8 protein-coding genes are annotated in these 11254 nt (G+C 58.0%); all 8 read left to right on the top strand.

Annotation, left to right across the window (positions count from 1 at the left end):
- Nucleotides 1–2: 2 nt before the first annotated feature.
- The 8 genes from ABEB26_RS23665 to ABEB26_RS23630 all read left to right on the top strand — a co-directional run bounded on the left by ABEB26_RS23665 (nucleotide 3) and on the right by ABEB26_RS23630 (nucleotide 11165).
- Complete coding sequence (locus tag ABEB26_RS23665; RefSeq protein WP_345724577.1) at nucleotides 3–2957, top strand: type IV secretory system conjugative DNA transfer family protein; 2955 nt, start codon at nucleotides 3–5, stop codon at nucleotides 2955–2957.
- 481 nt (nucleotides 2958–3438) lie between these two features.
- Complete coding sequence (locus ABEB26_RS23660; RefSeq protein WP_345724559.1) at nucleotides 3439–5529, top strand: C25 family cysteine peptidase; 2091 nt, start codon at nucleotides 3439–3441, stop codon at nucleotides 5527–5529.
- A gap of 325 nt (nucleotides 5530–5854) precedes the next feature.
- Nucleotides 5855–6877 (top strand): glycosyltransferase family 2 protein, encoded by a 1023-nt coding sequence (locus ABEB26_RS23655; RefSeq protein ID WP_345724558.1) that lies wholly within the window; start codon nucleotides 5855–5857, stop codon nucleotides 6875–6877.
- A 6-nt stretch (nucleotides 6878–6883) separates the two neighbouring features.
- Entirely contained in the window at nucleotides 6884–7906 is a 1023-nt protein-coding gene (locus ABEB26_RS23650; protein WP_345724557.1) for a glycosyltransferase family 2 protein, read from the top strand.
- On the top strand, nucleotides 7903–8352 hold the full coding sequence (gene pssD / locus ABEB26_RS23645; RefSeq protein WP_345724556.1) for a PssD/Cps14F family polysaccharide biosynthesis glycosyltransferase: 450 nt from the start codon (nucleotides 7903–7905) through the stop codon (nucleotides 8350–8352). The genes ABEB26_RS23650 and pssD overlap by 4 nt, the downstream gene beginning before the upstream one ends.
- On the top strand, nucleotides 8349–8852 hold the full coding sequence (locus tag ABEB26_RS23640; RefSeq protein ID WP_345724555.1) for a glycosyltransferase: 504 nt from the start codon (nucleotides 8349–8351) through the stop codon (nucleotides 8850–8852). The genes pssD and ABEB26_RS23640 overlap by 4 nt, the downstream gene beginning before the upstream one ends.
- A gap of 1 nt (nucleotide 8853) precedes the next feature.
- Entirely contained in the window at nucleotides 8854–10002 is a 1149-nt protein-coding gene (locus tag ABEB26_RS23635; RefSeq protein WP_345724554.1) for a glycosyltransferase family 4 protein, read from the top strand.
- Nucleotides 9999–11165, top strand: a complete 1167-nt coding sequence (locus ABEB26_RS23630) for a glycosyltransferase family 4 protein (protein ID WP_345724553.1) — start codon at nucleotides 9999–10001, stop codon at nucleotides 11163–11165. Before ABEB26_RS23635 ends, ABEB26_RS23630 begins: the two co-directional genes overlap by 4 nt.
- Nucleotides 11166–11254: the final 89 nt, after the last annotated feature.

Raw genomic sequence — 11254 nt, 5'->3', positions numbered from 1 at the left:
TCATGGCCGTGTATGGCCGCATATTGGCCGGAATGGGGGTGGTGGTGTTGATGATCGTGCGGCTGCTGAGTCCATGGCTGCTCGGCCATCTCACCAGCCCGCGCCTTGCCCCGTTGGCCACATTGGTCACGCGCCTGCACGCGATCAGTGGCTGGCTGCTGGTCGGCTATGGGCTGTGGGTGCTGGCGACCCTCATCGCATGGCTGCGGCTGCGGCGACGGCCTGCGGCGGACGGCCAATGGTATCTGCTGCGCATCCCCAAACCGATGACGACCGATCCGCACAGTGCCACAGCGGCGCAGCTCGGCCAACGTGAGGCGGCGATGGCGGGCGAGATCGTGCGCGTGTTGCAGGCGATTGTCGCGCATGCCCCGCCGGATCGGCGGATTGCGTTGGAGGTGTGGTACACCGATCAAGGGATTGCATGGAGTCTCTGGCTCTCGCATCCCGAGTTGTATGCCCCCGTGTTCAGCGCTTGGCAAGGCTTTGTGCCGGGCTGCGATCTGCTGGCCCAGCCCGATCCGGTTGCGACCGCTGCCCCCGCGTTGGTCTGGACGACGCACACGCTGGCGCAGCCTGCGATCTATCCCCTGCGCCGCGCCGATGCGATGGTCGGCGATCCACTCGATGCCCTGATCGGCGGCCTGCGCCCGCAGCAAGGGGTGACGGCGATTGGCGTATCGTTGACCCTTGGAGCCGTGCCCGAGCGCTGGCAACAGCAGGGACGGGCCATGGCGGATTGGCTCACGCTCGAAGCCAAGGAGCAGCAGGCCAGTGCCAGCAAAGAGACCGCTGCCACGATGCTGGCCAAGCTGCAAAGCCCATGCGTGACCGTCGCGCTGCGGACGATGGTCGTGGCCGATACGGCGGCGATTGCCAGCGCCCAACACCAGATCCTGCTTGGCGCACTCGACAGCTATACCGCCCAGCACGACCGCCTGCGCCAAGCCTGGACCCATGGCCGTATGCAGACTACCCGCACCCCGGCGTTGCGCGAACGCCATGCCGTGCGCTGGCTGACCATGCCGCTGCCGCCGCTGCTGCCTGCCCCCACTGTGCCCGTGCTGAGCCTGCCCGAAGTCACGGCCCTCTGGCATCTGCCGACCGGACGGCACTTAACCGTGGCGATCTGGCGCAATAACCGCTTTGCCCCGCCCAGTCCGGCCTTGCTGGTCAGTGCCATCGGGGAGCCGCCGCCCGCGTTTGATCCGACCACCCCCTTAAAGGATCGCATCGTGCGGATCACGGGTGGGGTCGCTGCCGATGGGCGGCAGGTCTATCTGGGCTTTCCGCTCAAAAGCTACACCTTTCACCAGCAAATCACGGCCAGCACGGGGGCGGGTAAGAGCCACGCGGCCAAGGTGCAACTGGGCGAATTGCTGCGCATCGGCGCAGGCTTTGGGGTGATTGACTTCAAGGGCGATTTGGTCAATGACCTGTTGACCATGATTCCCGATGATCGGCTGGATGATGTGATTGTGTTCGACCCACTTGACCCCGATCACTGTTTGGGCCTCAATCTGCTCGACCCGACCTATTTAAACAAGGATACCGAACCAGACTTTTTGGTCGAGTTACTGGAGGCGTTGGTGGCCAGCACCGATAGCCATTGGGGCGATTCGGCGGGGATGCAGGAAGCCTTGCGCTATGGTGCATTGACCCTGATGGAAGGCGAACCAACCCCGACGATTGCCCATTTGTATCTGCTCTTTTCCAGTAGTGCCTATCGCGCCACCGTGCTGGAGCGGGTGACTGATCCTGACCTCGTGCTGTTCTGGACCTATCAGTTTCCCAAGCTTTCGGACACCCAAAAGTCGTCGATGACCGCCTTGCAACGCCGCCTGAGCCAATTCCTGATTAACCGCACGGTGCGCATTACCTGCAACCAAACGCGCACGACGATTCCCTTCCGGCAGGTGATGGATCAACGCAAGATTGTGTTGGCCAAACTTCCGGTAGAACTCATCGGCGCAACTGCTGGCGGGATTCTGGCCAATGTACTGATTAATCTCGTGCTGGCGGCGGCATTTAGTCGCTTGGATACGCCGGAAGAGGAACGCGAGCCGTGGGTGCTGGTCGTCGATGAGTTTCAGGAAGCCATGCGACGGGGCGATCCGGCCAATTACCAGAAGATTTTGGAACGGTTGCGCTCGTTTGGGATTGGGCTGGTCTTGATGCATCAAGGCACGAGTCAACTGCCTGCCGAAATGTTGGCCACCACGCTGGAGATCGTCCAAACGCGGCTGATCCTCTCGGCCTTTGGCCCCGATGCGGCGGTCTGGCAACGCCAATATCCCGATGCGCGGCTGACCATGCAAGACTGGGCCGGGATTCCCTTGCGCGAAGAAGGCTATGCCGCGATCTCAATCAATGGCTTTCGCCAGCCAATCTGCACGATCACCCCGCTACCTTTGTGGCCTGCCCTGCCGCACGGCGGCACGACCAAAACCCTGACCACGCTGGCTCCCCCGCCGCGTGATGCCCTCGACGAACGGCTCCGGGCGCTGGCCCAGTTCGACCGCACGACGCGACTGCGGTTGTTGCGTGATGCCCCACCCGCGCTGTGGGAGGCGATTCTTGCCCGCATGCAAGCGGATCGCGCCGACCGCCATGCCCAGTTGCTGGCTCCGACCTGTCCCTTGCCGCGTGCCGCACGCGTGCTGGCCTTGAGCCATGCCAAAGCCGCGACCCCGCGCGATCTGACCCTCGCCGCCTTGACCCGCCTAACCCTGAGTATTCCGCGTGATGTCGTCGAGGACGAGCCACCTGCCAAGGGCAAACGCGGACGGGGTGGCGCGGCGGAATCCCCACCGGATGCGGCTCCCACAGGCGGTTCCGTGGCCGCTCCAGCGGTGGTCAATCCGCGTAAGGTCGGTGTGGCCACGGTGATGCAGGCCGAGGCAACGGCGGCCAGTTTGATGCAGTTATTAGCGGAGAATCCTGATGCGGGTTTATAGATTCATGCTTGTTTCACTCCTGATGATCCTGCTGGTCGTGCCCCGGGCGGCACTGGCAGCAGCGACACCCTTCACCGTGACCACCGCAGGCCAAACCGTGGTGTTGGCTGGCGTGCCGTCCCAGCCGACGACCGTGGCGGTGCGGAGCCTGAGCACTGCCGCGCCACCCCTGACGCTCACGCTGGAAACGACGACGCTGCCTGAGGCTGATCCGGCGCGATTGGCTGACCTACCCACCAGCCCTGTGACCCTGCTGCGCAGCGGGCGCTATCGCGGCTACGCGGTGTGGGTGTACCTGGTCCAGCCAACCATCCAGCAGCGCGGCCATGTGCAGCAGGTGACGCAGCTGCACGCCGTGTTCGACAACGCCGTGCTGGTGGCATCCCCTGCCGATCTCCAAGCCCTGCCGCGCGTGCCGTTTGGTGACCCGGTTCCGCCCACCAACCCACTGGCCTTCGACCACCAGACATGGACACTGACGGTGACCGAACCGGGCATGCAGCGGGTGACCGGAGCGATGCTGGCCGCAGCGGGGATTGACCTCACGACGCTCAATCCGGCGACGGTGCAGGTGCAGCATGATGGCGTGGTGCTCCCGCTCGATTGGCGCGGGGTTGGCGATACCGTCGTCGATGCCCATGACGAGCTGCGGTTTTGGGTTGATACCGTCGGCGACCGTTGGAACCGAACCACGACCCTGTGGCTCACGACCGCAGCGGCCACGCCCTCGCCAACCATGGCCTCGCGCCTCGCCCTCGAAAGCACCGCCCCGATGAGCGATACCGTCTGGATGACGAATGCATGGGACGATCCGCAGCTGCTCGACAGTCGCCATGCGGGGATGCGTGGCTGGCATACCTTCAGCACCCGCCTGAGCAGTCTCGCGGGTGGCGATGATTCGACAACCACGCTGCTCCTGACTCCCACCCTGCCATTGGCCAGCGGCCTCATGACTGTGACCCTGCGCGGCGCGACGGCGACCAGCCTGCCCGTGTCGCTGGTGGTGAACACCGTCCCGCTGACCGTGCCTGCCACCTCGGCATGGCAATCCTCAGTGGTGGTGACGACGAGCGAGACCCTTACGGTGACGCTGCCTGCTCCAACCATCGGCGCGGCCAGTGTCTTGCTCGAAACCATCACCGTGACCCGCCCGCTGCGCCTCACGACCCTGCCAAATGTGCCGTTGTGGAGTGGGCCACTGCCTGCGCGGTACGCCCTGCCGGATGCGCCCCCGCTGCGCACGCTCTATGATGTGACCGCGCCAGCGCAGCCGCAGATCGTCATCCTGCCTGCTGGACTTACGCCTGTGCTGGCCGATCCGTTGGTCAACCGTCGCTATCTCGTGGTTGGCCACGCACCCCTGCCCACGCCCACGCTTCAACGCCATATCCCCGTCGTGTTGCCCACCGCTGGAGCCGATGTGATCATTGCCCCGCGCGTATTCCTGCCTGCCCTCGACCCGCTGCGCACGCTGACGACCGTGCTGATTGCCCGCGAGGATCTGGATGCGGCATGGGCCTTTGGCAACCTATCCCCGACGGCAATTCGGGCATTGCTCCAGCATGCAGCGGCGACGTGGCCGACCCCACCCACCAGCGTGCTCTTGGTCGGCGACGGCGCGGCTGACCCGCGTGATGTCTTGGGCTATAACCAGCCACCGCTCATCCCGCCCTATCTGGCGGAGGTCGATTTATGGCTCGGTGAAACCGCCTGTGAAAGTTGTTATGGCCAACTGGACGGTGCTGATCCGCTGGATGACCTGCTGCCCGATCTGCCCGTAGGCCGCTGGCCCGTGCAAACGCTCGATGATTTAACCAATCTGATCGCCAAACAGCAGCGCTATACCGCCGCGCCATGGGGGGCGTGGCAAAGCACGGTCGGGAGTATCGCTGATAACGCCGAGGGAGCGCTTGACTTTCCGCAGCTGGCGGCGCAGAGTGAGGCCGTCTATCCGCTGACGATGACCTTGCACCGCGCCTATTACGATCCGCATGCCACGAGCGATGATCCGGCGTGGCATGTGGCTGATGCCCGTACCGTGCGTGAACGGGTCATGGCCATCTGGCAGACCGGGGCGGTGCTGATGCAGTATACGGGCCATAGCCACGCCTACCAGTGGGCCGTGACCGATCCCGTGGTCGAGCCGCGTGGGTTGCTCGATCTGAATGCGGTTGGGGAGTTACAGAATGGTGAACGGCTGCCGCTGCTGTTGGCCTTGACCTGCCTGACGAGTGTCTTCCACCAGCCCAGCCCGCGCGGAACCACGCTCGATGAGGCGCTGGTGCTGCATCCGGCTGGGGGTGCAATCGCCACATGGGGATCGAGTGGCTTGGGGGTCGCCCACGGCCATGACCACCTCCAGCATGGACTGGTGACGGCGGCTATGACGCGGCCTCGGCCAACGTTGGGGCAGGTGACGGAGGCCGGAGTGCTCCAGTTGGCGCTGCATGGTCAATGTTGCACCGATGCCCTGCGCACAACCCTGCTGCTGGGGAATCCGGCCACCGTGCTAAAGATTGCGCCTGTGCCGCAGCGGGTGTGGCTTCCTTTGGTCAAGCAATGGCAACGGTAGACTCAAGGTCTCCATACGAACGACTATTTCCTGCTGTATCCCAAACAGTGCTTTGCATCAACCAGCGTTTGAACGATACGGTTAGAATCAGTACTTTTACCCCAATGGTACAAACCGAAATAGTCGGTATGAGAAGGGGTCAATGGCATATGGTCAGTACTTTTACCCCAATACGAAGCACCTAGATAGAAGCCGCAGGTAAGGGTTGATGGTATATAGCAGGATGCATCCATTTCGATGATACTTGGTGCATCAACCTGTCACGTCATATAGTCCTCACGAGCACCACGTGGTATACGGAGTTGAGGATACTGGGAGTTACCCTATGGAACGTCACACATCAATCGTTCATCCCACCGTTGCGCTCATTCCTGCCTTTAATGAATCGCGCTTTATCGGAAGTTTGGTGCTTGCGGCAAAAGCCTATGTTGACATCGTGCTTGTCGTGGATGATGGCTCCACGGATCAGACGGTTGCCATCGCACAAAAGGCGGGTGCGCATGTTTTGCAGCATCCTGTCAATCAAGGCAAGGCTGCGGCGGTCAATACGGGCTTTCGGTATTTGACTACTCTCAATCCCTTTGCTGTGGTGATGCTCGATGGTGATGGGCAACATCGGGCGGATGATATTCCAGCTCTCTTGGCACCAATTTGTCAAGGGCAAGCCGATGTCGTGATTGGATCACGCTATGGGGCGATTCACAGCCATATTCCGCTCTACCGGAAAGTGGGCCAATTGGGATTAACTTCATTAACGAATGTAATCTCAGGCGTGCAGGTTAGCGATTCACAGAGTGGATTTCGGGCTTTTTCCGCTCATGCCATCGCTGTGATGTCATTTACGGCGAATGGGGGCTTCTCCATCGAGTCGGAAATGCAATTTCATATCCACGAACACGCATTACGGATTTGTGAGGTTCCCATTCATGTGTTGTATGTAGAAAAAGCCAAGCGAAACCCCATTGGGCATGGTATGCAAGTCGTGAAGGGGATTTTGGGCATCGCCACTACGATGCGACCGCTCTTTTTTTGGTGTGGAAGCGGTTTCGTTGCTTTAGCCGTCAGTACATCCTTGATGGTCTTCTTGGCTTCCCATACCACAATGGCGCTGTCACAGTTTGCATGGCTGCTCAGTATCCTGATGATTGGGATGTTGGTGAGTATTGGGGCGATTGGAACTGGGATTATCTTACAGCGCCAACGGGTGATGCTCCAACGCATGGAAACATCCTTGAAACATCAATTCCTGCGTACTGCGCCAACAACACCAACCGAAGCCGTCCTCCTGACTCCTAGGGAGCGGGTTTATGACAGCCTCAATCAACCACTGAGTGCAGCAGAAAGATAGAGTCGTATGGATGCAAGCATCATTATTGTGAGTTATAACAGCCAGGCAGATCTTCGAGATTGCCTTGACTCTATCCTGCAAGCATGCCCCGATCGGACACGCTATGAAGTTATCGTTGTGGATAATGGGTCAGAGGATGCGAGCCAGATGGTGATTCAGCAGCACTACCCCATGGTTCGACTCTTGGAAAATACGAATACCGGTTATGCCGGGGGCAATAACTATGGTGCAGCGTTGGCACGAGGCGAGTATCTCGTCTTTCTTAATCCGGATACCGTGGTGATGCCCGGAGCCATTGATGCACTCTTAGGTCCGTTGAGAACTGATCCGATGATTGGTCTGACAACGGCATGTCTTGTCCATCATGACCATCCACAGCAGGTTAACGCCTGTGGTAACCAGATGCATTATACCGGGTTGGCGTACTGCCGAGGGGCAAACCAACCGCGCACGGATTATCAAACAAGTACCTATGTTGATGCTGTTTCGGGGGCTGCGTGCGCAATCCGGCGCAGCCTATTTACGACACTCGGCGGGTTTGATCCGCAATTTTTTATGTACGTCGAAGATAGTGATTTATCCTTACGCGTGCGGCTCCATGGCTTACAGTGTTTTTATGTTGCTGAGGCGGTTATTCATCACAAATATCAATTGAACTATACCGCCCAAAAAGCATTTTTGATTGAACGTAATCGCTATTCAATGCTCATCAAAAATTTTTCACCAAGCGTCTTAGTCCGATTACTTCCAGGACTGCTCATCGCCGAGATCATTACGGGAAGCTATTTTTTGCTGCGTGGGCCACGGTATTGGGGGATCAAACCCCGACTCTATCAGCATATCTGGCGGTATTTGCGGACAGTATCAGCACCACCGACCACCGAGGCGCAAGAACGGGCCGTTATCCAGCAATTAAGCAGTCAGCTTGATTTTCAGTCAATCCAGCAAGGCTGGCTCACGCGATGGCTTGCATGGTTGGTCAATCCGTTGCTTCATCTGGCGCATCGATTTGCAGGAGGCTGGTCATGAAAGTCGGCATTATTTGCTCCCATGGTGGTCATTGGACTGAAACATGTCAGATCTTTGCTGCGTTTGAGGGCTATGACACCTTTATTGCAACCTATCAGAGTGCCCGTGCCGCAGATGTGCAACAGGTGAGCCGAGCCTATTTTACGCACGATATTGGCCGAAATCTCTACCGGATGGCGCGGACATTTGTGTGGGCCGCAAAGGTGCTTCGTAACGAACGCCCTCACGTTCTTATCAGTATGGGGGCTGAAATTGCCATTCCCTTTTTTTATCTTGGCAAATTGTTTGGTTGTAAAACCATCTTTATTGAAAGTTGGTGTCGCGTCACGAGTGTCTCACAAACCGGAAAACTCGTCTACCCAGTCAGTGATGCCTTTTTTGTGCAATGGCCGCAATTATGTTCTGTTGCTGGTAAAAAAGCTCAGTTTGTCGGAGCCATTCTATGATTTTTGTAAGTGTTGGCACACGGCCAGAACCCTTTACCCGGCTTGTTAATGCCATGGATCGCGTTGCTGCCCAACTCAACGAACCCGTTGTTATGCAAACAGGCCATACACATCTTGCGGTGCATCATGCGCAGGCGCAGCCATGGCTCAATGCGGATGATTATCGTGGATTGCTCGAACAAGCACGCGTCGTGATCAGTCAAGCAGGAGCTGGCTCCATTCTCGGGGCACGTCAAGCTGGTCGCCCATTAATTGTTGTGGCACGATCACGGCAATTTAACGAATGTCCTGACGACCATCAATGCGAACTCGCCCACGCGGTAGAACAGCTCGGCTATGCGCAATTTGTTCGTGATATTACGCCAACGGCGTTAATCGCGGCATTAACGCACGTCATCGATCCTGGTGTGGGGGAATTAACGCAATCACCCTTAGTTGCAACCGTTCGTTCCTATTTGGCCCAATGGGATCGTGTTATGTCACGCCGGAAAGGTTTCTAGCATGCGTATTGCGCTTGTCTTTTCAACCCCCTTGCCAGCCTGCGAAGGCATTGGGTTTTATGTGTGGAATCTTGGCCGCTTTTTAACCGACCAAGGCCATGTTGTCCATATGATTACGCGGGGTGAGACAACCAAGCCTCGTTATGAACGGGTTCAGGGTATCCATATTTGGCGGCCAGCCTTTTGGCCAATCTACCCCTTGCATGTCGATATGCATGGCTATTTTGTGACCCAAACCTTGGAAACGATTGCAAATACCGATGGGCTTGATGTGATCCATGTCCATACACCGCTGGTTAAAATTCCAACCAGTGCGTATCCCGTCGTGGTTACCGTGCATACGCCCATGAAGACCGATACCGCCGCCATTCCGTTGCGCTCGATCCTGGGACTCTTGGTCAAACTGCAAACCCCCTTTAGCATCCGCTTAGAAAAACGACTTTTGCAGCAAGCCACGACCATTACTACCGTGGCTACGAGTGTTGCCCACGAATTAACGACGTATGGAGTACCGCCACAGCAGGTGGCTGTGGTTGGAAATGGCGTGGATACGGCGACCTTCTATCCGGCCATCGACCCACAGGCCCGGTTTAGCCAACGCTATTTTTTAACCGTTGGACGGCTCGCGCCGCGCAAAGGCTTAGAGGATTTGATCGCTTGTGCGGCGGATGTGGTGAAACAGTACCCTGACTATCGCTTTTTGATTGTGGGCCAAGGGCCACTCGCTGCCGCCCTCCACAAACAGATCACACAGCAACACCTTGAGCAGCATGTGCATATCCTTGGGCATATCCATGATCGCGTTCAGCTTGCCGACTTGTATCGGGGCGCATGGGCCTATGTTCACCCCGCCCATTATGAAGGATTGCCGACGGCATTACTGGAGGCAATGGCGTGTGGCTGTCCCGTGGTCGCGACCGCCGTGAGTGGAGCCCTTGACGTGATCACCCCCGACAATGGTCTTCTGGTAAGCCCGCATGCGCCCGCGCAATTAACCCAGGCACTTTGTCATCTGATAGAGCAGCCTGACGTGGCTTGTGCCCTTGGTCACCAGGCAGGGCTAACGATTCACCAGCACTATGGGTGGACAAAGATTGGCCAGCGCTATCTTGCAGCCTATGACCAAGCACTCCAAGGAGTCGTTGCATGAAACGGATTGTCTTAATTGCCGCTGGCTGTGAGAACCATTGTTTGCGGCTACAACCGTGGCGCTACCTCTGTGAGGTTGCCGCCCAACTCCAACAGCATGGCCATGCCGTCACGATCATCAGTACCGGGTCTGATGCCGCCTCGCTGGTGTACGGCATTCCGCTTATTCGTCTCGCGTCGATTGTTGCCCATCCGAAGAATCAGGCCTTGCAGGCCGCACTCCATGCCTGCAACCCTGAGGTGGTGTTGTGGCATCTTGGAAAAACGAGCATGCTCCATGGGGTGTATCACTATCCCGGCGTGGTCAATATCGGTATTTTTACCAGTCCGCTCTATCAGCTTTCCCAATTATGGGATATCGGGATGGGGCGATTACTGAAAAACTATGAGCTTGGCGCAATCCATCTGGCGGGGGCTTTGATACCATCACAGATTTTTCAGCAGGGCTACCGTCGGCAGCAATTCGATCATGTGGTCGTCCAAACCCAAACCACCAAAGCCCACCTGCGTGCCCTTGGCATTCCCGAGCACGATATGACCGTGCTCCTACCTGGTGTTGATCCTGATTGGTTAGCGAAGCCGCCGCATGCCTCTGATGACCGTGATGCATTGGGCTTTCATCCCTCCGATCATGTACTGGTATATTTTGGGTCGCCTGCCCCATTACGAGGGTTACATACCTTATTCCATGCGTTCCGCGCCGCCCGTCGCCAGCATCCTGCACTGCGACTCCTGATCTTAAGTCGTCGCCATCCACGGGAATTACAGCGTGCGGATGCGCAACTAGGGCACATCTTGCAGCACCCCGAGATCGCTCCCTTTGTGCGGATCGTGAGTGGGTATCTGCCCGCTCAGGAGTTAGTTCGCCATGTGACCCTCGCGGATAGTGTGGCCTTGCCGTTTGATCTTGTTCCATCAGATGCACCGTTGAGTCTCCTCGAAGCCCATGCCTTGGGGAAGCCGTTGATTACGACGGCGATTAGCTGTTTGCCTGAATTCGCCGCTTATGGGCCGCATATCCTTGCGGAAGCAGCCAAGCCATCATCACTCCAGCAGGCACTGATCGCCAGCAGTCAACACCGTTATACGCCACCGACGACACCATCGTTGGTACAGTCATGGACAGAAATGGGAAACCAATGGCATCACTTTCTTGGTCATTAATGCGCCCTCACACCAACCGATATCCGATGATCTATATCACGGGGAGTGATGGGACCGGCAAAACGACCCAAGCACGACGATTAATGGAT

The organism is Herpetosiphon gulosus (assembly GCF_039545135.1).
Taxonomy (GTDB): Bacteria; Chloroflexota; Chloroflexia; order Chloroflexales; family Herpetosiphonaceae; genus Herpetosiphon; species Herpetosiphon gulosus.
Note: the sequence above shows the minus strand (reverse complement) of the source record. Positions and strands in the feature narration are given on the sequence as shown.

Bases quoted from the DNA above. Each gene is read 5' to 3' on its own strand.
- ABEB26_RS23655 (WP_345724558.1), top strand. From the start codon at position 5,855: ATGGAACGTCACACATCAATCGTTCATCCCACCGTTGCGCTCATTCCT.
- ABEB26_RS23665 (WP_345724577.1), top strand. From the start codon at position 3: ATGGCCGTGTATGGCCGCATATTGGCCGGAATGGGGGTGGTGGTGTTG.
- ABEB26_RS23630 (WP_345724553.1), top strand. From the start codon at position 9,999: ATGAAACGGATTGTCTTAATTGCCGCTGGCTGTGAGAACCATTGTTTG.
- ABEB26_RS23640 (WP_345724555.1), top strand. From the start codon at position 8,349: ATGATTTTTGTAAGTGTTGGCACACGGCCAGAACCCTTTACCCGGCTT.
- ABEB26_RS23650 (WP_345724557.1), top strand. From the start codon at position 6,884: ATGGATGCAAGCATCATTATTGTGAGTTATAACAGCCAGGCAGATCTT.
- pssD (WP_345724556.1), top strand. From the start codon at position 7,903: ATGAAAGTCGGCATTATTTGCTCCCATGGTGGTCATTGGACTGAAACA.
- ABEB26_RS23635 (WP_345724554.1), top strand. From the start codon at position 8,854: ATGCGTATTGCGCTTGTCTTTTCAACCCCCTTGCCAGCCTGCGAAGGC.